This is a genomic window from Pinirhizobacter sp., assembly GCF_036499745.1.
In the GTDB taxonomy this organism is placed as follows: Bacteria; Pseudomonadota; Gammaproteobacteria; order Xanthomonadales; family Rhodanobacteraceae; genus Pinirhizobacter.
The window spans coordinates 14,148-34,890 of the sequence record NZ_DASYDG010000042.1 but is presented as its reverse complement, the minus strand read 5'-3'; the positions used below and the strand labels follow the sequence as shown (position 1 = coordinate 34,890).

Sequence of the window (20,743 nt, the reverse complement as noted above, 5' to 3'; positions counted from 1 at the left end):
CGGGATGCAGTGATGGCGGGGCGCGAACTGCGGCATATCCCGGTGATGCTGGACGAAGTCTTGGAGGGGCTCGCCGTGCGGACGGGCGGTCGATATCTGGATGGCACTTTTGGTCGCGGTGGGCATGCCCGCGCCATCCTTTCCCGTCTCTCCGAATCCGGCCGCCTGTTCCTGATGGACCGCGACCCTGCCGCCATCGCCACGGCTACCGTCGAACATGCCGGCGATGCCCGCGTGTCCATTCGCCACGAGAATTTCGCCACGCTCGGGCAGTGGAGTGAAGCCACGGACCTGGATGGCATCCTTCTGGACCTGGGGGTTTCCTCGCCGCAGCTCGACGATGCCGAGCGCGGCTTCAGCTTCATGGCCGACGCGCCGTTGGACATGCGCATGGATCCCAGCCGCGGGATAAGCGCCGCGCAATTCCTTGCCCAAGCCAGCGAAGACGACATCGCCCAGGTGCTGTGGACCTACGGCGAGGAGCGCCATGGCCGACGCATCGCCCGCGCCATCGTCGCCCGTCGCGCGGAACAACCCTTCGAACGCACCGGCGACCTTGCCGCTTTCTGCGCCAAGCTGCTCGGTCGCCGCGAGCCGGGCAAGAACCCCGCCACGCGAACCTTCCAGGCCCTGCGCATCGAGGTCAACGCCGAACTCTCGTCGCTGGACGAGGGCCTTGATGCCGCGCTGGAGGCCTTGCGCCCCGGCGGCCGCCTGGCGGTGATCAGCTTCCACTCGCTCGAAGACCGCGCTGTCAAGCAATTCATCCGTCGCCACGAAGGCCGCGTGCAGGGCAGCCGCCGCGCACCGCCGGCGTTGACGAAGCCCGTGGCCCGACTGGCGCCGGTGGGCAAGGCGATCTTCCCCTCCGACGCCGAGATCGCCGCGAACCCGCGGTCGCGCTCGGCGGTGCTGCGCGTGGCGGAGAAGCTCATATGAAGATCTTCGGCGCCATCGTGCTGCTGATGCTGCTGGCCGCCACGCTTTCCAGTGCCGTGGCCGTGGTGTGGACGCGCCACGAGAGCCGCATGCTGTTCATCGACCTTACCCGCCTGCAGGACCAGCGCGACGATCTCAACATCGAATATGGCCGCCTGGAACTGGAGCAGGCCACGTGGGCTGAGCCTGCGCGCATCGATGCCGAGGCGCGGAAGCTGGGCATGCTCGATCCGCGACCGCAGGACATCCAGCTGGTGCGCCGATGAAATTCCGTGTCGACCGCACCCCGGTTCCCAGCCGCCGTCGTGGCCAGGGCCCGTCCACGCGCAAGCGCATGACGCTGGTGCTCGTATTGCTGGGCCTGGCTTCCGTCGGGCTGGTCGTGCGCGCCTTCGACCTGCAGGTGGTGCGCAAGCAGTTCTACCAGGACCAGGGCGACGCCCGTTTCCTGCGTGAAGTGCCGATCGCGGTGTCGCGCGGCACCATCTTCGACCGCAATGGAGAGCCGCTGGCGGTGTCCACGCCGGTGATGTCGATCTGGGCCAATCCGCCGGAAGTGCTGGAAAACGAAGACCGCATCCCGGAACTCGCCAAGGCGCTGGGCATGGACGCGGCCGACCTGAAATCCAAGCTCGAACAGCGCTCGGACCGCGAGTTCATGTACCTGATCCGCCAGATGCGCCCGGACCGCGCGCAGGCCATCATGGATATGAAGATCCCAGGCGTGAACGGGCAGCGGGAGTTCCGCCGTTACTACCCGTCGGGATCCGTCACCGCCCATATTCTTGGATTCACCAATATCGACGACCGCGGGCAGGAAGGCCTGGAACTCGCCTTCGACGACTGGCTGGCCGGCAAGCCTGGCTCAAAACGTGTAATCCGTGACCGCATGGGGCACACGGTGGAAGATGTCGAGCAGGTGCGCGAGCCGCAACCTGGCCGCGACATCACGCTGTCCATCGACCGTCGCATCCAGTACCTGGCCTACAGCGCACTGCGGGAAACCATCCAGAAGTTCGACGCGGATTCTGGCTCCATCGTCATGCTCGACGTACACACCGGCGAAGTACTGGCCATGGCCAACCTTCCCGATTTCAATCCGAACAACGTGCGCGGCAGCACGCCGAACGATCGTCGCAACCGCGCCATGACCGACGTCGTGGAGCCGGGCTCCACCATCAAAGCCTTTACGCTCACGGCCGCGCTCACATCGGGCAAGTACACACCCACCAGCCCGTTGATCGAGACTTCGCCCGGCACCTGGATGCTGGGCGGCCATCCGATCCGCGACACGCATAACTGGGGCACGCTCACGCCCACAGGCGTGATCACCAAGTCGTCGAACGTGGGTGCGGCGAAGATCGCCATGACCCTGGACACCGACCTGCTGTACAACACCTACAAGGCGTTTGGTTTCGGCAGCAGCACCGGCAGCGGTTTCCCTGGCGAGGCCGCCGGCTACCTTCCGGTGGGCCGAACCTGGAAGCCGATCGAGAAATCGCGCATCGCCTTCGGCTACAACCTCAACGTCACCCCGCTGCAGCTGGCCTCGGCCTACGCCGCGATCGGCAACGGTGGTGTGCTGCGGTCTCCGAGTTTCGTCAAGGGCCAGGACAACCCGCCCCAGCAGGCCACCACGCCGGAAATCGCCGGTGAGCTGGTGCGGATGCTCGAAACGGTGGTCGCACCCGGCGGCACGGGTTCACCCTTCGCTGCCGTGGCCAACTACAGCGTTGCCGGCAAGACGGGTACCTCGCACAAGGCGAACGCCGGCGGTTACGATGCGAAGGGTTACATCTCGCTGTTCGTCGGCATGGTCCCGGCAAGCGCCCCGCGCCTGGTGACGGCGGTGGTGATCAACGGCCCCAAGACACGCTCCTATTACGGCGGCTCGGTCGCAGGCCCCGCCTTCGCCCAGGTGATGGAGGGCGCGGTACGCCTGCTCGACATTCCGCCCGATAATGTCGGCCGCTGGTATGCCGGCGGCCCGAGCCAGGGTGGCATGATCGGCGCCACCAGCATGCCGCCGCCGGCCGCCGACGAATCGGCCGCCGAAGAGGCGGTGCCATGAGCGAGCCGATGAGCCTGTCCACCCTGCTCGATGGCATCGCCGACGCCGGCAAGCGGGGCGACATCGTCGTGTCTGGCCTTACCCTTGACTCGCGCCAGGTGAAGCCGGGCGACGCATTCATCGCGCTGGCCGGCACCCGCGAGCACGGCATGGCCTATGCGGCTTCCGCCGTGGAGGCAGGTGCCGCCATCGTGCTGGCCGAGGTGCCGTTACCTGCAGATGCGGTCAAGCCTGCCACCCAGGTGCTTTCCATCAAGCACCTGCGCCGCCACGTCGGCGAACTGGCCGCGCGTGTCCACGGCCGTGCGTCCGAAGCGATGACCGTGGTCGGCGTGACCGGAACCAACGGCAAGACATCCACGGTGCAGATGCTGGCGCAGGCCTTCACCGCGCTGGGCAAACGCACGGCCACCATCGGTACGCTTGGCGCGGGCCTGCATGGCGCGGTGGTGGCCGGCGAACGCACCACGCCCGACGCCATCAGCATGCAAGCGGAGATGGCGGCGTTCCGCGCCGCAGGGGCCACGCATGTTGCGATGGAAGTTTCCTCCCATGCACTCGAGCAGGGCCGGGTGAACGCGGTGGCCTTCGACATCGCGGTGTTCACCAACCTTACCCGCGACCACCTGGACTACCACGGCACGATGGAAGCCTACGGCGCGGCCAAGGCGAAGCTCTTCACCTGGCCGGGCCTGCGCCATGCGGTGATCAACGTCGACGATCCGTTTGGCGCCAAGCTGGTCAAGCAGGTAGGGGAGGGCGTGCAGGTATGGCGCACCAGTACCGCTGGCGGCAGCGATGCCGACGTCCGCGCGTCGATGATCACCACCAATGGCCAGGGCATTGCCTTCGAGTTGACCACCCCGTGGGGCGTGCGGGTGATCCGCAGCCGTCTTATCGGCCGGTTCAATGTGGCGAACCTGCTGGCCGTCGTTGCCGTGCTGGGAGCGTCCGGGGAGTCGTTCGAATCCATCGTCAGCGCGGTCACGGCGCTTGAGCCCGTGGAAGGCCGCATGAACCGTCTCGGTGGCGAGCGCGGCAAGCCGCTTCTGGTAGTCGATTACGCCCACACGCCCGATGCACTTACCCAGGCACTGAGCTCGGTGCGCGCGCATACCACCGGCAAAGTAATTTGCGTATTCGGCTGCGGCGGAGAGCGCGATCCGGGCAAGCGACCGCAAATGGGTGCGATCGCCGAGAAACTCGCTGACCTTGCGATTGTTACCGACGACAATCCGCGGGGCGAGGACGGCGACACGATCGTGGCGCAGATCCTGGCCGGGTTTACCCGCGCCGACGCCGCCGTGGTTGAACGCGATCGCGAGGCGGCCATTCGCCTTGCCCTTCGCCAGGCCCGCAAGGATGACGTGATCCTCGTCGCCGGCAAGGGCCACGAAACCTACCAGGAAGGCGCGCAGGGCAAGCGTCCGTTCGATGACATGGCGGTGGCCCGCGCCGCCATGGAGGCCCGTGCATGATGCGGCTGTCCACCATCGCGCTGTGGACCCACGGCACGCTGCAGGGCGGCGACGGCGATGTCGGTGGCGTGTCCATCGACACGCGCACGATCAAGCCTGGCGACCTCTTCGTGGCGCTGGTCGGCGAACGGCATGATGGCCATGAATTTGTCGCCGATGCCGCCACGCGCGGCGCGGTGGCCGCACTGGTCACCCGTCAGGTGCCCGCGCCGATCGCGCAGGTCGTGGTGGACGACACGCTGCTGGCGCTGGGTGACCTCGCCAGCGCCATGCGCGCCCAGTCGGACGTACGCGTGATCGGCATCACCGGATCGAACGGCAAGACCACGGTGAAGACGCTTGCCGCGTCCATCCTGTCCCGCCACGGCCGCACGCACGTCAACAGCGGCAATTTCAACAACGAGATCGGCCTGCCGCTTACCCTGCTGGGCATGCCGCCGGCTACCGAATACGCGGTGCTGGAGATGGGCGCCGGCAAGCCGGGCGACATCGAATACCTCGCTGCCATCGCAAGGCCAGACATCGGCCTCGTCAATGGCATCGCCCCGGCGCATCTTGCGCGCATGGGAACCGTCGAGGGCGTGGCCGAAACCAAGGGCGCGCTGTACCACGCCTTGCCTGCCGACGGCGTGGCCATCGTCAACGCCGACGATGCCTTCGCGCCGATGTTCATGGGCATGGCCGGGGGGCGCCGCGTTCTGCGCTTCGGCCTTGATCATGCCGCGGACATCGGTGCGGACATTGTCGAACTGCGCCCGGAGAGCTCGCACTTCGTGCTGTCCACTCCACAGGGCGATGCCGACATCGAGCTGCCGCTGGGCGGTCGCCACAACGTAGCCAACGCCCTGGCTGCCGCGGCGATCGCCGTGGCGCTTGATGTCCCGCTCGATACCATCGTCGAAGGCCTCGAGCACGTTCCGCGCGTGCCCGGGCGCTTGAACCTGCAGCCGATGGCCGGTGGCTGGACCATGATCGACGACAGCTACAACGCCAACCCGGGTTCTACCGCCGCGGCCATCGATACGCTTGCGCTGGCTACCGGTGAACGCTGGCTGCTCTTGGGCGACATGGCCGAGCTTGGGCCCGATGCTGCCCCCATGCACGCGCAAGTGGGTGAACTGGCGCGCGCACGCGGCATCGACCGCCTGTATGCCACCGGCCCGCTGTCGGCGTCCGCGGTGCAGGCCTTCGGTGAGGGCGCCCGTCATTTCGACGGCCAACAGGCGCTGGCCGATGCCGTGATCGCCGATCTGAAGGCCGGTGTCACGGTGCTGGTCAAAGGCTCGCGATCGTCGGCCATGGAACGTGTCGTAGCGGCACTCGTGAAACATGCCAGCGGGGGCGCCGATGCTGCTTGAACTTGCCGACTGGATGGCCCGCCATTTCACGGCGCTGCACCTGTTCCAGTACATCACCTTCCGCACGATCATGGCGGCGCTCACCGCACTGGCGGTATCGCTGTTGCTGGGCCCGGCGATGATCCGCCGCCTGGCCGCGCTGAAGGCCGGCCAGGTGGTGCGCAGCGACGGTCCGCAGACACACCTGGTGAAGGCCGGTACACCGACCATGGGTGGCACGCTTATCCTCTTCGCCGTCACCATCAGCACACTGCTGTGGGCGGACCTGCGCAACCGCTATGTATGGGTGGTGCTGGGCGTGATGCTTGCCTTCGGCGTGATCGGCTTCTACGACGATTACCGCAAGCTGGTGCTGAAGGACAGCCGGGGCCTGGCCAGTCGCTGGAAGTATTTCTGGCAATCGGTATTCGGACTGGGTGCGGCGGTGTTCCTGTATCACACGCACGTGCTGCCGGCCGAGACAGCCCTGTATGTGCCGCTCTTCAAGCAGGTGGCGTTGCCGCTGGGGCTGGCGTTCGTGGTGATCGCCTATTTCATCATCGTCGGCTTCTCCAATGCGGTGAACCTTACCGACGGCCTGGATGGGCTGGCGATCATGCCCAGCGTGCTGGTGTCCGGCGCACTTGGCGTGTTTGCCTATCTGGCGGGCAACCGCGTGTTCTCCGAGTACCTGGGCATCCCCTCTATTCCTGGCGCCGGCGAAATGGCGGTGTATTGCGGTGCGCTGGCCGGCGCGGGCCTGGGCTTCCTCTGGTTCAATACCTATCCCGCCCAGGTGTTCATGGGTGATGTCGGTGCGCTGGCGATCGGCGCGGCGCTGGGCGTGGTGGCGGTGATCGTTCGCCAGGAGATCGTGCTGCTGGTGATGGGCGGGGTGTTCGTGATGGAAACCGCGTCCGTCATGTTGCAAGTGGCCAGCTTCAAGCTGCGCGGCAAGCGCATCTTCCGCATGGCACCGGTGCATCACCATTTCGAACTCAAGGGCTGGCCCGAAACCCGGGTCATCGTTCGTTTCTGGATCATCAGCGTCGTCCTTGTGCTGGTGGGCCTTGCCACGTTGAAGGTGCGGTGATGGGCCTGTTCGACGCATCCCAGGCACGGCGGCGGCAGGGGCCGCGCGGCCACTACGACATGCTGCTGCTGGTGGCGGCGATCCTGCTGGTGAGCATGGGGCTGGTGATGATCGCCTCCAGTTCCATCGCGGTTGCCGATGGTGCCAACAAGGGCGCGTTCTATTTCCTCAAGCGCCACACGCTGTTCATCTCGCTCGGCTTCCTGTGCGCGGTGGTCGCCGCGCGCACGGAACTGAAGACGCTGGAGAAGCACAGCTTCCTGCTGATGCTGCTGGCCGTGATCATGCTGCTGGGGGTATTCCTGCCGGTGTTGGGCATGCGCATCAATGGCGCGCGCCGCTGGCTAAACCTTTTCATCACCAGTTTCCAGCCGGTAGAGGCGATGAAGCTGGTGCTGGTGGTGTACCTGGCCAGCTACCTGGTGCGGCATCGCGACGGGGTGGAATACAAACTGTTCGGCGTGGTCAAGCCGTTGCTGGTGGCGGGCTTCGTGGTCGTACTGCTGCTGGCGCAGCCGGACTTCGGCTCATCGGCATTGGTGATCGCCGTGACGGTGGGCATGATCTGGCTGGCCGGCGCGCGCATGCGCAACCTCGTGCTGCTGGGTCTGCCGCTGGTGCCGGCGATTGCCTGGGCGGCGATGACCGAGGACTACCGCATGAAGCGGTTGACCTCGTTCCTCGACCCCTGGGCACACCCTTACGACGATGGCTTCCAGCTCACCCAGGCGCTGATCGCCATCGGCCGCGGTGAGTGGCTGGGCGTGGGCCTGGGTTCGAGCGTGCAGAAGCTCTTCTACCTGCCCGAGGCACACACCGATTTCATCCTGTCCGTGATTGCCGAGGAGCTGGGCCTGGCCGGCGTGCTGTTCGTCATCGCGCTGTTCGCGGTGCTGGTGGGCCGCGGCCTGGTGATCGGCCTGCGTGGGGTCGAGATCGGCCAGCGCTTCGCCGGCTACATCGCCTTTGGGCTTTCGCTGATGATCGGCCTGCAGGCGATCGTCTCGATTGGCGTGAACCTGGGCGTACTGCCGACCAAAGGCCTGACCCTGCCGCTGATCAGCTACGGCGGTTCATCGGTGCTGCTGACATGCGTGATGGTGGGCGTGCTGCTGCGCGCCACGTTCGAGATCAACCGGGCCATCGATGCCCGCGCTATGGGTCCGCGCGTGGCGACCGACGGCATCAGTGCGCCGCTGGAACAGGCGGAGGCCGCATGAGCGCGCAGGCACCCGTGCTGATCATGGCCGGCGGCACCGGCGGCCATATTTTCCCTGGGCTTGCCGTGGCCGAATCGCTGCGTGCGCAGGGCGTACCGGTAGTGTGGCTGGGTGCCGAAGGTGGCATGGAAACCCGTGTCGTGCCTGCACATGGCATCGACCTGCATACCGTGGCCGTGGGCGGCCTGCGCGGCAAGGGCCTGCGCACGCGCCTGGCTGCGCCGCTGATGTTGCTGCGCTCATTGATCGCCTCGCGCAAGGTACTTGGTTCGCTGCAGCCGCGCAGCGTGCTGTCGATGGGTGGCTACGTCGCCGGTCCCGCCGGCATCGCCACCTGGATGTCCGGCCGGCCACTGCTTGTGCACGAACAGAACCGCGTGGCCGGTTTCACCAACAAGGTGCTGGCGCGCCTGGCACGCCGTGTGCTGGCGGGGTTCGCCGACGCACTGCCGAACGCCGAGTGGGTGGGCAACCCGGTGCGCGCGGCGATCGCGGCCCTGCCGGCGCCGGACCTGCGTTTCGATGGCCGTCACGGCCAGCGCCGCCTGCTGGTGCTCGGCGGTAGCCTGGGTGCGCGGGCGTTGAACCTTGCCGTTCCCGGGGCGCTCGCGCTGCTTCCGGAAGAACATCGCCCCGAAGTGCTGCACCAGTGCGGTGCCCGTGGTGTCGAGGAGGCTCGCAAGGCTTACGCCGATGCCGGTGTCACCGCGCGCATCGAACCTTTCATCGAGGACATGGCCGCCGCCTACGGCTGGGCCGACCTCGCCGTCTGCCGTGCCGGAGCTTTGACCATCGCTGAACTTACCGCCGCGGGCCTTGGCGCCGTATTGATTCCCTTCCCCCATGCCGTGGATGATCACCAGACGCGCAACGCGCAGACCCTGGTGGCCGCCGGCGCCGCCGAGCTCGTCGCCGAGCGCGGCATGGACGCAACCGCACTGTCCACGCGCCTGCGCGAATTGCTGGGCGACCGCCATCGCATGGTGTCGATGGCCCAGGCTGCGCGCTCGCTGGCCAAGCCCGACGCGGCCGACGCCATCGCCCGCGCCTGCCTGGAGGTGGCCGCATGACGCCCGTCCGCCTCGGAGCCACCGACGACTTCATGTCGTCCTTCCGTGCCGTGCACTTCATCGGCATCGGTGGCGTCGGTATGAGCGGCATCGCCGAGGTACTGCGCAACTTGGGCTATACCGTGTCCGGTTCCGATCGCGCCGCCAGCGCCACGACGCGCCGCCTGGAATCGCTGGGCATCACCGTGCACGTGGGTCACCGGCCCGAGAACGTGCAGGGCGCCGACGTGGTGGTGACCTCCAGCGCGATCGCCCGGGACAATGTGGAGCTGGTCGCGGCCCATGATGCACGCACCGCGGTGATCCCTCGTGCGGAAATGCTCGGTGAACTGATGCGCTTCCGGCGCGGCATCGCCATCGCCGGCACCCACGGCAAGACCACTACCACCAGTCTCACCGCCAGCGTGCTGGCTGAGGCCGGCTACGACCCGACATTCGTGATCGGCGGCCAGCTCAACGCCGCCGGCGCCAACGCCCGCCTCGGCGCCGGACAATACCTGGTAGCCGAGGCCGACGAATCCGATGGTTCGTTCCTGTTGTTGTCACCGGTGATGGCGGTGGTGACCAACATCGACGCCGACCATCTGGAGAACTACGGCGGCGACTTCGCCAAGGTGAAGAAGGCCTTCGCCGATTTCCTGCACCGCCTGCCGTTCTATGGCCTGGCGGTGCTATGCGTGGACGATCCGGAGGTGGCGGAACTTGCCAACACCACCGTGCGCCGCGCGATGACCTACGGCATCGACAACCCCGACGCCGATGTCCGCGCCACCAACGTGCGCCAGGACGGCTTCCATATGCATTTCGACCTGCACCTGCCGGGTCTGCCCGAGCCGCTGCCGGTGGTGCTGAATCTGCCTGGCCGGCACAACGTGCTCAATGCCATGGCCGCCGCCACCGTCGGTTGGCAGCTGGGCGTGGAGGCCGAAGCCATCGCGCGCGCGATGGCCGAGTTCCAGGGTGTCGGCCGCCGATTCCACGCCCGTGGCGAAATCGCCCTGGACCATGGCACCGCGCTGCTGGTGGATGACTACGGCCATCACCCGCGTGAACTGGCCGCGGTCTTCGCCGCCGCCCGTGGCGGCTGGCCCAACCGGCGCCTGGTGGTGGCCTTCCAGCCGCATCGCTATAGCCGCACGCGCGATCTCATGGACGATTTCGCCAAGGTGCTGACCGAACCTGATGTGCTGCTCCTGACCGAGGTGTATCCGGCCGGCGAGGCACCCATTGCCGGTGCCGACGGCCGCGCGCTGGCCCGTGCGGTGCGCGCCCGCGGCAAGGTGGATCCGGTGCTGGTGGACCATCCGCGCGACCTTGCCGCGACCCTGCCGGCACTGCTGCGCGATGGCGACATCCTGCTGATGCTCGGCGCCGGCGACATCGGCCACGCCGCACTCGAACTGGGCAATAGCGCATCCTTGAGGACCACGCAGGCATGACCAGCTCCTCGCCCATCGCCTTCACCGTCACCGATCCGGCTCAGTTCGGCCGCGTCGCCGTGGTCATGGGTGGCAGCTCCGCCGAACGTGAGGTCTCGCTCGACTCAGGCCGCAATGTGCTCGAGGCGCTGCGCCAGCGTGGCGTGGACGCCCATGCCATCGATGGCATTCCCGCCCTGCTGGACGCCCTGCGCGCAGGCCACTTTGCACGCGTGTTCAATATTCTCCATGGCCAGCATGGCGGTGGTGAAGACGGCGTGCTGCAGGGCGCGCTGGAGTCGCTCAATATCCCGTACACAGGTTCCGGCGTGCTGGGTTCGGCGCTGTCGATGGACAAGGTGCGTTCGAAGATGGTCTGGCAGGCCCTGGACCTGCCGACACCGGCATACATTGCCTTGAAGAAGGGCGATGACATCCATGCCGCCGCCGCGAAGATCGGCTTCCCGCTGATCGTGAAACCCGCCAGTGAAGGTTCGAGCGTAGGTATTACCCGCGTGTTCACCCACGCCGATCTTGACGCCGCGGTGGAACTTGCCGCGCGCTATCCGGGTGAACTGCTGATGGAAACCCTGATCGAGGGCGACGAACTCACCATCGCCGTGCTCGGCCGCGAAGTGATGCCTTCGATCCATATCGTGCCCAAGGGCGCGTTCTACGATTACAACGCCAAGTACATCGCCGACGACACGCTCTACCTGTGTCCCGGCCTCGAGGGCGAGGCCGAGACTGAACTCCGTGCGCTGGCCTTACGTGCCTTCGACGCACTGGGCTGCGCCGGCTGGGGCCGCGTCGACGTGATGCGCGATCGTGAGGGCCGCAACTGGCTGCTCGAAGTGAACACCGCGCCGGGTATGACCGCCCATTCGCTGGTGCCCAAGGCGGCGGCGCAGGCCGGCATCGATTTCGCCAGCGTCTGCTGGCGCGTGCTGGAGACGTCGCTGCGCGACGCCGACGGCAACACCTTCGCCGAGGTCACCCCATGAGGGCCGGCGCTACCACGCGTGTCGTTGCCTGGGGCATCGCCATCATGCTGGTGGCGCTGCCCATCGTGGGCGTGCTGCAAGGCTGGTTCGCCGCCACCCGCTGGCCGGTAAAGCAGCTGAAGGTGGAAGCTGAATTCGTGCACGTTACCGATGGCCAGATCAAGGGTGCGGTGATGCCGCAACTGGGCCGGGGTTTCTTCGCCGCCGACCTGGACGAGGTGCGTAAATCGATTGCTGCCCTGCCGTGGGTGGAGTCCGTCGAGGCGCGCAAGCACTGGCCAGATACGATCCTGTTGCGCATCTACGAGCGCCAGCCGTTCGCACGCTGGAACGACAACGACCTCATCAGCCGCCAGGGCAAGGTGTTCCCGGCCCGCGAGGCCGAGCACATGGACGGCCTGCCACAGTTGCGGGGGCCCGACGCGCGCCTGGCTGAAGTGGTGAGTTTCTACGCACAGGCACAGAAGCAGTTCGCCGGCTCGCACCTGAAGGTAGCCGGTGTCACCTTGAGCAATCGCGGAAGCTGGGCCGTGGTCACCGCCAGCGGTGCCGAAGTGGTGATCGGCGACGGCGACCAGGTGGACCGGCGGTTGCGCCGGTTCCTGGATGTGTACCCGCAACTGGCCTCAACCCATCCCGGCGGCTTCGCCTCGGTGGACCTTCGTTACACCAATGGATTTGCCGTCAGCTGGCCGCAGGCCCAGGCCCCCGCTGCCACCGACACCCGGAGCGCCCCGCGCACATGAAGAATAAAAACGATAAGCAGCTCGTGGTCGGACTGGACATAGGCACCTCCAAGGTCGTGGCCATCGTGGGCGAATACGAGCCCGGCGAACCGATCGAGGTGATCGGCATCGGCTCGCACGTGTCGCGTGGCATGAAGCGCGGCTCGGTGGTGGACATCGAATCCACCGTGCACTCCATCCAGCGCGCGGTGGAAGAAGCCGAACTGATGGCCGGTTGCGATATCCGCTCGGTGTTCGCCTCGATCTCAGGTTCCCACCTGGAGACGAAGAACTCCCACGGCACCGCTGCCATCCGCGACCGCGAAGTCACCGCGGGGGATCTTGAGCAAGTACTCGAGGCCGCCAGCGCCGTGGCCATTCCTGCCGACCGCAAGGTACTCTACAAGGAATCGCAGGAATACCGCATCGACGGCCAGGACGGCATCCGCCATCCGGTGGGCATGAGCGGCGTGCGCCTGGAGGCCAGCGTGCACCTGGTGACCGGCGCGGCCAGTGCGGTGTCGAACATTTCCAAGTGCATCCAGCGCTGCGGACTGTCAGTGGACGAACTGGTGCCGGCCGCCGTGGCCAGTGCCAAGGCCGTGTTGACCGAAGACGAGCTCGAGCTTGGCGTGTGCCTGGTGGATATCGGCGCCGGCACCACCGACATAGCCATCTATACCCAGGGCGCGATCCGTTACACCAAGTCACTGCCGGTAGGCGGTGACCAGGTCACCAACGACATCGCCTATGGCGTGCATACCCCTACCGCGCACGCGGAGGAAATCAAGATCAAGTACGCCTGTGCGCTGGCGCAACTGGCGCACGCGGAGGAAACCATCCAGGTGCCTTCCGTCGGCGATCGCCCGCCGCGCCGCCTGGCACGCCAGTCGCTGGCGCAGTCGGTACAGGCGCGCTACGAAGAGATCTTCGAAATGGTGCAGGACGAACTGCGCCGCTCCGGCTACGAGAGCCTGGTGGCCGCGGGCATCGTGCTCACAGGCGGCGCCTCGAAAATGGAAGGCGCCCTGGAACTGGCCGAAGAGATCTTCCACAAGATGGTGCGCGTGGGTGTGCCGCAGCACATCTCCGGCCTTGGCGACGTGATCTCCAATGAATTGCACGCCACGGGCGTGGGCCTGTTGCTGCACGGCTCGCGTTCGTCCGGTGTCCGCGCAGGCGGCCCGGTAGGCGGATCGGTCGGCGGCATGGTGGGCAAGTTGCGCGGCTGGATAAGCAAGAACTTCTAGGGATCGACGGGGCTGACAGGAAGACGGCCCCGGGGCAAAGGACAGCCCGACACCCTGGCGCGGCAGGAGCCGCGACAGGGCAACAACGGCAACACAAAACTATAAAAACTATCGGAGACGGGAAATGTTTGAACTAGTCGAAAAACTCGCACCCAATGCATGCATCAAGGTCATCGGCGTGGGCGGCGGCGGCGGCAATGCCGTGGCCCACATGGTCAATGCCAACATCGAAGGCGTGGAATTCGTCGTCGCCAATACCGATGCGCAGGCAATGAAGAGCTGCAATTCGCGCACCCACCTGCAGCTGGGCGGCAACGTCACCAAAGGCCTGGGCGCCGGCGCCAATCCCGAAGTCGGCCGCCAGGCCGCGCTGGAAGACCGTGAGCGCATCGAGGAAATGCTCGAGGGCGCCGACATGGTGTTCATCACCGCCGGCATGGGTGGCGGCACCGGCACGGGTGCTGCCCCGGTGGTGGCCCAGCTGGCCAAGGAGAAGGGCATCCTGACCGTGGCCGTGGTCACCAAGCCGTTCCCCTTCGAGGGCCGCCGTCGTATGCAGGTGGCGCTCAAGGGCATCGAGGACCTCTCCCAGCACGTCGATTCCCTGATCACCGTGCCCAACGAAAAGCTCCTTTCCGTGCTGGGCCGTGAAGTGACCCTGCTCAACGCCTTCAAGGCCGCCAACGATGTGCTCCAGGGCGCCGTGCAGGGGATCGCCGACCTGATCACCGCCCCGGGCCTGATCAACGTCGACTTTGCCGACGTCCGCACCGTCATGAGCGAGATGGGGATGGCGATGATGGGCTCGGGCACCGCCCGCGGCGACGACCGCGCCCAGGCGGCGGCGGAGTCGGCCATCAACAACCCGCTGCTCGAGGACGTCAACCTCCACGGCGCCTGCGGCATCCTGGTCAACGTCACGGCCGGCCCGAACCTCACCATGCGCGAGTTCGACGAGATCGGCCGGGTGATCCACGACTTCGCCTCCGAAGACGCCACCGTGGTGATCGGTACCTCGCTGGATCCGGACATGCAGGACGATGTCCGCGTCACCGTGGTCGCCACGGGCCTGAACCGGGCCAACGCCGCCCGCCAGCCGGCACGGCAGGCGGCGCCCCAGCACGTGGAGATGCGCCAGCGGCCCCGTCCGGTGGTACTGCGCACCGGTACAGGCAATGAAGTGATCGACTACACCCAGGCCGAGGCCAGCCCCCGCGCCGAGCCCGCCAAGGTGGCGGAACCGGCGATCGATTACCTCGATATCCCGGCGTTCCTGCGCCGCCAGGCCGACTGAGCACCCTCGGCCCGTTAAAAATCCAGCGTCACGGATGACGCGTGGCGGTCGGGCTTGGAGCCCGCCGCCCCGATGCCCCGACCCCGGACCCCGTCCCCGGGGCGGGACATCGACCTTCACGAAATCACAATGAACTTTCAGTGATTACGTGGGTCTAGGCCACCTTGCACGAGTGAAATTTGCTGAAGGGAGGGTGAAGGGATGCAGAACTGGCCAGTACGGTTTTTCTTGCCTGAGGTTAAGACTGTGTTAGGATACCCGTTACCAAGGCGTCTGCCGCGCAGGTTTAACTACTCATGATCAAGCAGCGCACCCTCAAGAACACCATCCGCGCCACCGGCGTAGGCCTGCATACCGGCGACAAGGTGTACATGACCCTTCGCCCGGCCGCGCCCAACACCGGTATCGTATTCCGTCGCACCGACCTCAACCCGCCGGTCGACCTGAAATCGCGTCCGTTCAATGTCGGTGATACGCGCCTGTCCACTACGCTGGTCAATGGCGATGTGCGCGTCTCCACGGTGGAACACCTTCTTTCGGCGATGGCCGGTCTGGGTATCGACAATGCTTACGTCGACCTTTCCGCCCCGGAAGTCCCGATCATGGACGGCAGCGCCGGTCCCTTCGTTTTCCTGCTGCAGTCCGCGGGCATCGAAGAACAGGATGCTGCCAAGCGCTTTATCCGCATCAAGAAGGCCGTGAAGGTGCAGGACGGCGACAAATGGGCCCGTTTTGAGCCGTTCGACGGTTTCAAGGTGGGTTTCTCGGTCGAGTTCAACCATCCGATGTTCAACAAGCGCAACTCGCGCGCCGAGATGGATTTCTCCACCACCTCCTTCGTCAAGGAAGTCAGCCGCGCCCGTACCTTCGGCTTCATGCGCGACATCGAGATGCTGCGTGAGCGCAATCTCACGCTCGGCGGTTCGATGGACAACGCCGTGGTGCTCGACGACTACCGCGTGCTCAATGAAGACGGCCTCCGTTACGAGGACGAGTTCGTCAAGCACAAGATCCTGGACGCTATCGGCGACCTGTACCTCCTGGGCCACAGCCTGATCGGTGCGTACCACGCACACAAGTCGGGTCACGAACTGAACAACAAGCTGCTGCGCACCCTGATCTCCGACGCCGAGGCGTGGGAGGAAGTGAGCTTCCAGGATGCCGCCAAGGCGCCGATCTCCTATGCGCATCCGGCGCAGGCGATCTGAAGCACCCCGGAGCCGGATCTTCCCCGGCCCTCCTCGAAAAAGCCGCCTGCAAGGCGGCTTTTTCGTTTTCCGGCTAAAGGAAAACCCGGCGGAAGCCGACAAGACCTTGCGGACCATCCGCGTGCGTCAGGTCTCAGTTCGTTCATGTGGTGAAGGTTCGGTGAACCTTTTCTTCACGCGACCATGATATAAAAAATACCCGCCCGACCTTTGAGGTCTGCGGACGGAAGCAGGCACAGGGGTGTTTACTTTCGAATAATCAGGCAGATAGCCACGAGTTCAGTCTTGCGGCTCGTTGTCATGCGCACCGCGCGCGGCAACCGAGGCAAGGCGCAGGAACATGGCCCGAAGTTCCGGGTCGGACATGGATGCGGCGGCCGCCTGGAGGTGGCCCGCGGCACCCACGGAAAGTGGCTTGGCTGGCGGTAGCTCGGGTAAACCCGGGGGCAGCGAGGCCACTTTCACGGTTACCGAACTTGCCCGCGTGCCCATGGCCCGCGCCGCTTCGAGGATCTGGGCCTGGTGCAGGCGCAGCCGCGAGGCCCAGGCAGGGGAGGGCGCCAGGAAGACAAGTCGTCCCTCGCGATGGTCAGCAAATCTCACCTGATCACGCAATGGGTTCGGCAATGTCTGGCGCAGCTGCCGGTCCAGGTCGTCCAGTTGCTTCGCGCGCCGTGCGAGCGAAGCAATTGGGCCGACGTCGATCGCGGACTTCAATCCGCGGGACGGTCGGCGGGGTGACGGGGTCGAACGCTGCATGGGACCGTTTTTGACCAAAGTGCGGTAGGCAATGCAAATCATACTCGTGTCACGGGACCGCAAGGCTCCCACCCGGCTTGACCTCACCTGCCCGCGCTTGCGCGGCAAGGCGATCGGCGCCGCTGCAGCCGTGGTGCTGGTGCTTGCCGGCATCGGCGCCGGTGTGGCCCTGGCCCTGGCCAGCCCCCAACGCCGCGCCATGAACGAACTGAATACGCTGCACCAGCAGGTTGCGACGCAGAAGGCACAACTGGCCGTGGTGCGTCAGGACGCCCAGCGCGACCTCGATGCCCTCGCCGTGAAGCTCGGCCAATTGCAGGCCCAGTCCACCCGCATCAATGCCCTCGGCGAGCGCCTGACGGAAGTGGGCAAGCTCGGTGACGGTGAATTCAACTTCGACGAAGCACCGCCCATGGGCGGCCCGGAAGTCGAAAGCAACGAGAGCGCCTACAACCTGCCGGCCACGCTCGACGCCAGCATCAGCCAGCTCTCAGCCACCTTCGACAGCCAGCAATCGCAGTTGCAGGCGCTCGAGCGCCTCCTGCTGGACCGCAACATCGACTCACGCCTGAAGCCCACCGGCATGCCGGTCGATGGCTATATTTCTTCGTATTTCGGCGGCCGTCCCGACCCCTTCAGCGGTCACGCCGCGCGCCATACGGGCCTGGACATCGCCGCTCCCCTGGGCACCAGTGTCCATGCCGTGGCCGAAGGCATGGTTACCTTTGCAGGTGTCCGCAGCGGATATGGCAATGTGGTCGAGATCGACCACGGTAACGGCTACATGACCCGCTACGCCCACAACAGCGCCATCCTGGTCCATGCCGGCCAGCGCGTGCAGGTGGGCGAGACCATCTCCCGCGCCGGCTCAACAGGCCGCTCCACGGGCTCTCACGTGCACTTTGAGGTCTGGCTGAACGGACGGGTGGTCAATCCCCTGGCCTACGTCAAATCCGTCCGCGGCCCCACGGCCGGTACTTGAAAGCGCGGACCGGCGCCGCCACCCGGGTAGGGGTCGGGGCGTAGTATCATCGTCCCCTTTGGCCCCGGACTGCCTTGCCGTCCGGGGACTCCTGTCTCCTGATCCGGATGATCGATGTTCAATCGCGCCCTGACGAGCATTTTCGGCAGCCGTAACGAGCGTGTCCTGCGCCAGCTGTCCAAGACCGTAAATCGTATCAATGCCCTGGAGGCTGAGTACGAGAAGCTTTCCGATGCCCAGTTACAGGCCAAGACGCCGCATTTCAAAGAGCGTCTTGCGGCCGGTGAGACACTGGACAAGATCCTGCCCGAAGCCTTCGCGGTGGTGCGCGAGGGTGCCAAGCGCACCCTTGGCATGCGCCATTACGATGTCCAGCTGATCGGCGGCATGGTGCTGCATTCAGGCCGCATCGCTGAAATGCGCACGGGCGAGGGCAAGACGCTGGTCGGCACCCTGCCGGTGTACCTGAACGCCCTGGAAGGTAAGGGTGTGCACGTGGTGACCATCAACGACTACCTGGCCCGCCGTGACTCGGCCCAGATGGGCAAGCTGTACGGGTTCCTTGGCTTGGCCGTGGGTGTGGTCTATCCCGGCATGGACCATGGTGATAAGGCCGCGGCCTACAAGGCGGACATCACCTACGGCACCAACAACGAATTCGGCTTTGACTACCTTCGCGACAACATGGCGCTCAGCCGCGAGCAGCGCTATCAGCGCGGGCTGAACTACGCCATCGTCGACGAAGTCGACTCCATCCTGATCGACGAAGCCCGCACGCCGCTGATCATCTCAGGCCCGGCCGAAGATTCCCCGCAGCTGTACATCGCGGTCAACCGCATCGTGCCGCGGATGAACCGGCAGGAGAAGGAAGACACCCCCGGCGACTTCTTCGTCGACGAGAAGCAGAAGCAGGTGCACATGTCCGAAGAGGGCATGGAACACGCCGAACAACTGCTTCAGGAAGCCGGCGTGATCGATGCCGACACCGGCCTGTACGATTCGAAGAACCTGGCCGTGGTGCACCACCTCAACGCCGCGCTGCGCGCCAACGCTCTGTACCAGCGCGATGTCGATTACATCGTGCGCGACGGCGAAGTGATCATCGTGGATGAATTCACCGGCCGTACGCTCGCCGGCCGCCGCTGGTCCGATGGCCTGCACCAGGCGGTGGAAGCAAAGGAAGGCGTGCCCATCCAGCGCGAGAACCAGACACTCGCCACGATCACCTTCCAGAACCTCTTCCGCATGTACACCAAGCTCGCCGGCATGACGGGCACGGCCGATACCGAGGCGTATGAGTTCCAGTCGGTGTACGGCCTGGAAGTGGTGGTGATTCCCACCCACAAGCCGATGATCCGCAAGGACAACGCCGATCTGGTGTTCCTGGGCGCCGAGTCGAAGTTCAAGGCCGTGGTGCAGGACATCAAGGATTGCCACGAACGCGGCCAGCCGGTGCTGGTGGGTACCGCTTCCATCGATGTCTCGGAACTTGTCTCGGAGCTGCTGAAGAAGGAAGGCGTGCGCCACGAGGTGCTCAACGCCAAGCAGCACGAGCGCGAGGCGCATATCGTGGCCCAGGCCGGCGCTCCCGGTTCGGTCACCATTGCCACCAATATGGCCGGCCGCGGCACCGATATCGTGCTTGGCGGCAGCCTCGAAGCCGATTTCGCCACCTTGGGCGACGACCCTACCGAAGCGCAGAAAGCCAAGGCGCGCGAGGAATGGCAGAAGCGCCACAACGCGGTGATCGAGGCCGGCGGCCTGCACATCGTGGGCACCGAGCGCCATGAGTCGCGCCGCATCGACAACCAGTTGCGTGGCCGTTCCGGCCGCCAGGGCGATCCGGGTTCCTCGCGCTTCTACCTGTCGCTGCACGACAACCTGATGCGCATCTTCGGTGGCGAGCGCATCGAGCGCTGGATGCGCATGTTCGGCATGACCGACGACCAGCCGCTGGAAGACCGCATGATCACGCGGCAGATCGAGAAGGTGCAGCGCAAGGTCGAGCAGCACAACTTCGACATCCGCAAGAACCTCCTGGAATTCGACGACGTCGCCAACGACCAGCGCAAGGTGATCTACGCCCAGCGCGATGAACTGATGGAATCCACCGATGTGTCGGACACCATCAAGGACATCCGCGACGATGTCGTCACCGCCGTCGCACGTCGCTTCGTGCCCGCCGAGAGCATCGACGAACAGTGGGACGTGGCCGGCCTCGACCGTGAGCTGGAAAACGAATTCGGCCTGAAGTTCGACGTCAAGGGCTGGGTCGAACGCCAGACCTCCGACGTGGACGACCATACCATCGTGGCCTACGTGCGCGACGAGACCGCCAACTACTTCGCCACCAAGGAAGCCGAGGTCGGCCCGGAGGTGATGCGCCAGCTCGAGAAGCACATCATGCTTTCGGTGGTGGACAACGCCTGGAAGGAGCACCTTGCGAGCATGGATTACCTGCGCCAGGGCATTTACCTGCGCGGCTATGCGCAGAAGCAGCCCAAGCAGGAATTCAAGCGCGAGTCGTTTGAGTTGTTCGGCACCATGCTCGACCGCATCAAGCTCGAAGTGATCCAGATGCTTGCCCGCGTGCGCGTGCGCAGCGAAGAAGAGGTCGCTGCGATGGAGGCCGAGCAGCTGCGCGTCGCACAGGCCAAGCAGATGCAGTTCCAGCACGCCGATGCCGGCGCGATTGGCCTGCAGGAACCCGAGGGCGCCGCAGCGCCACCGCGAATGGCCCTGCCACAGGTTCCGGCCGATGCGGGTCCGAAGGTCGGTCGCAACGACCCTTGCCCTTGCGGGTCGGGCAAGAAGTACAAGCATTGCCATGGGCAACTGAGTTGATTGCCAGGTGATGGTCGCAAAAAGAAGCCGGGGTCACCCGGCTTCTTTTTG

The 20,743-nt window shown here is 65.7% G+C and carries 17 protein-coding genes; 16 read left to right on the top strand and 1 reads right to left on the bottom strand.

Annotated elements, in window-relative coordinates; genetic code table 11:
* Positions 1-12 precede the first annotated feature (12 nt).
* From rsmH to lpxC, 14 genes are all read left to right on the top strand, one after another.
* A complete protein-coding gene (gene rsmH / locus VGM61_RS14860) occupies positions 13-939 on the top strand; it encodes a 16S rRNA (cytosine(1402)-N(4))-methyltransferase RsmH (protein ID WP_331523620.1) in 927 nt (308 codons plus the stop codon).
* Positions 936-1,205, top strand: coding sequence for a cell division protein FtsL (ftsL, locus tag VGM61_RS14855; RefSeq protein ID WP_331523619.1), 270 nt, complete (start codon positions 936-938; stop codon positions 1,203-1,205). Before rsmH ends, ftsL begins: the two co-directional genes overlap by 4 nt.
* On the top strand, positions 1,202-3,010 hold the full coding sequence (locus VGM61_RS14850; protein ID WP_331523618.1) for a penicillin-binding protein 2: 1,809 nt from the start codon (positions 1,202-1,204) through the stop codon (positions 3,008-3,010). Before ftsL ends, VGM61_RS14850 begins: the two co-directional genes overlap by 4 nt.
* Entirely contained in the window at positions 3,007-4,488 is a 1,482-nt protein-coding gene (locus tag VGM61_RS14845) for a UDP-N-acetylmuramoyl-L-alanyl-D-glutamate--2,6-diaminopimelate ligase (RefSeq protein WP_331523617.1), read from the top strand. The genes VGM61_RS14850 and VGM61_RS14845 overlap by 4 nt, the downstream gene beginning before the upstream one ends.
* Positions 4,485-5,846 (top strand): UDP-N-acetylmuramoyl-tripeptide--D-alanyl-D-alanine ligase, encoded by a 1,362-nt coding sequence (locus VGM61_RS14840; RefSeq protein WP_331523616.1) that lies wholly within the window; start codon positions 4,485-4,487, stop codon positions 5,844-5,846. The genes VGM61_RS14845 and VGM61_RS14840 overlap by 4 nt, the downstream gene beginning before the upstream one ends.
* Positions 5,836-6,918, top strand: a complete 1,083-nt coding sequence (gene mraY, locus VGM61_RS14835) for a phospho-N-acetylmuramoyl-pentapeptide-transferase (RefSeq protein ID WP_331523615.1) — start codon at positions 5,836-5,838, stop codon at positions 6,916-6,918. Before VGM61_RS14840 ends, mraY begins: the two co-directional genes overlap by 11 nt.
* On the top strand, positions 6,918-8,138 hold the full coding sequence (gene ftsW, locus VGM61_RS14830) for a putative lipid II flippase FtsW (RefSeq protein WP_331523614.1): 1,221 nt from the start codon (positions 6,918-6,920) through the stop codon (positions 8,136-8,138). The genes mraY and ftsW overlap by 1 nt, the downstream gene beginning before the upstream one ends.
* Entirely contained in the window at positions 8,135-9,208 is a 1,074-nt protein-coding gene (murG, locus tag VGM61_RS14825; protein ID WP_331523613.1) for an undecaprenyldiphospho-muramoylpentapeptide beta-N-acetylglucosaminyltransferase, read from the top strand. The genes ftsW and murG overlap by 4 nt, the downstream gene beginning before the upstream one ends.
* A complete protein-coding gene (gene murC, locus VGM61_RS14820; RefSeq protein WP_331523612.1) occupies positions 9,205-10,647 on the top strand; it encodes a UDP-N-acetylmuramate--L-alanine ligase in 1,443 nt (480 codons plus the stop codon). Before murG ends, murC begins: the two co-directional genes overlap by 4 nt.
* Positions 10,644-11,630 carry a D-alanine--D-alanine ligase gene (locus VGM61_RS14815; protein ID WP_331523611.1) on the top strand — a complete coding sequence of 329 codons (987 nt, stop codon included), beginning with the start codon at positions 10,644-10,646 and terminating at the stop codon, positions 11,628-11,630. The genes murC and VGM61_RS14815 overlap by 4 nt, the downstream gene beginning before the upstream one ends.
* Positions 11,627-12,376, top strand: a complete 750-nt coding sequence (locus VGM61_RS14810; RefSeq protein ID WP_331523610.1) for a cell division protein FtsQ/DivIB — start codon at positions 11,627-11,629, stop codon at positions 12,374-12,376. Before VGM61_RS14815 ends, VGM61_RS14810 begins: the two co-directional genes overlap by 4 nt.
* A complete protein-coding gene (gene ftsA / locus VGM61_RS14805; protein ID WP_250624972.1) occupies positions 12,373-13,605 on the top strand; it encodes a cell division protein FtsA in 1,233 nt (410 codons plus the stop codon). Before VGM61_RS14810 ends, ftsA begins: the two co-directional genes overlap by 4 nt.
* A gap of 124 nt (positions 13,606-13,729) precedes the next feature.
* Positions 13,730-14,899: a cell division protein FtsZ gene (gene ftsZ / locus VGM61_RS14800; protein ID WP_331523609.1), complete on the top strand. Its 1,170-nt coding sequence runs from the start codon at positions 13,730-13,732 to the stop codon at positions 14,897-14,899.
* A 296-nt stretch (positions 14,900-15,195) separates the two neighbouring features.
* The gene (lpxC, locus tag VGM61_RS14795) at positions 15,196-16,107 is read left to right on the top strand and encodes a UDP-3-O-acyl-N-acetylglucosamine deacetylase (protein WP_331523607.1); all 912 of its coding nucleotides are present in this window, start codon (positions 15,196-15,198) and stop codon (positions 16,105-16,107) included.
* A gap of 279 nt (positions 16,108-16,386) precedes the next feature.
* Here lpxC and VGM61_RS14790 read toward each other — a convergent pair whose 3' ends face one another.
* Entirely contained in the window at positions 16,387-16,866 is a 480-nt protein-coding gene (locus VGM61_RS14790) for a DciA family protein (protein WP_331523606.1), read from the bottom strand.
* 31 nt (positions 16,867-16,897) lie between these two features.
* On the opposite strand from VGM61_RS14790, the gene VGM61_RS14785 reads away from it, so the two are divergent.
* Both VGM61_RS14785 and secA read left to right on the top strand, forming a co-directional pair.
* On the top strand, positions 16,898-17,848 hold the full coding sequence (locus VGM61_RS14785; RefSeq protein WP_331523605.1) for a M23 family metallopeptidase: 951 nt from the start codon (positions 16,898-16,900) through the stop codon (positions 17,846-17,848).
* A gap of 114 nt (positions 17,849-17,962) precedes the next feature.
* Complete coding sequence (gene secA / locus VGM61_RS14780; protein WP_331523604.1) at positions 17,963-20,692, top strand: preprotein translocase subunit SecA; 2,730 nt, start codon at positions 17,963-17,965, stop codon at positions 20,690-20,692.
* The last annotated feature ends 51 nt before the right edge of the window (positions 20,693-20,743 follow it).

Bases quoted from the DNA above. Each gene is read 5' to 3' on its own strand.
- VGM61_RS14785 (WP_331523605.1), top strand. From the start codon at position 16,898: ATGCAAATCATACTCGTGTCACGGGACCGCAAGGCTCCCACCCGGCTT.
- ftsW (WP_331523614.1), top strand. From the start codon at position 6,918: ATGGGCCTGTTCGACGCATCCCAGGCACGGCGGCGGCAGGGGCCGCGC.
- ftsA (WP_250624972.1), top strand. From the start codon at position 12,373: ATGAAGAATAAAAACGATAAGCAGCTCGTGGTCGGACTGGACATAGGC.
- ftsZ (WP_331523609.1), top strand. From the start codon at position 13,730: ATGTTTGAACTAGTCGAAAAACTCGCACCCAATGCATGCATCAAGGTC.
- VGM61_RS14810 (WP_331523610.1), top strand. From the start codon at position 11,627: ATGAGGGCCGGCGCTACCACGCGTGTCGTTGCCTGGGGCATCGCCATC.
- mraY (WP_331523615.1), top strand. From the start codon at position 5,836: ATGCTGCTTGAACTTGCCGACTGGATGGCCCGCCATTTCACGGCGCTG.
- lpxC (WP_331523607.1), top strand. From the start codon at position 15,196: ATGATCAAGCAGCGCACCCTCAAGAACACCATCCGCGCCACCGGCGTA.
- VGM61_RS14790 (WP_331523606.1), bottom strand. From the start codon at position 16,866: ATGCAGCGTTCGACCCCGTCACCCCGCCGACCGTCCCGCGGATTGAAG.
- murC (WP_331523612.1), top strand. From the start codon at position 9,205: ATGACGCCCGTCCGCCTCGGAGCCACCGACGACTTCATGTCGTCCTTC.
- murG (WP_331523613.1), top strand. From the start codon at position 8,135: ATGAGCGCGCAGGCACCCGTGCTGATCATGGCCGGCGGCACCGGCGGC.
- rsmH (WP_331523620.1), top strand. From the start codon at position 13: ATGGCGGGGCGCGAACTGCGGCATATCCCGGTGATGCTGGACGAAGTC.
- VGM61_RS14840 (WP_331523616.1), top strand. From the start codon at position 4,485: ATGATGCGGCTGTCCACCATCGCGCTGTGGACCCACGGCACGCTGCAG.
- secA (WP_331523604.1), top strand. From the start codon at position 17,963: ATGTTCAATCGCGCCCTGACGAGCATTTTCGGCAGCCGTAACGAGCGT.
- ftsL (WP_331523619.1), top strand. From the start codon at position 936: ATGAAGATCTTCGGCGCCATCGTGCTGCTGATGCTGCTGGCCGCCACG.
- VGM61_RS14815 (WP_331523611.1), top strand. From the start codon at position 10,644: ATGACCAGCTCCTCGCCCATCGCCTTCACCGTCACCGATCCGGCTCAG.
- VGM61_RS14845 (WP_331523617.1), top strand. From the start codon at position 3,007: ATGAGCGAGCCGATGAGCCTGTCCACCCTGCTCGATGGCATCGCCGAC.
- VGM61_RS14850 (WP_331523618.1), top strand. From the start codon at position 1,202: ATGAAATTCCGTGTCGACCGCACCCCGGTTCCCAGCCGCCGTCGTGGC.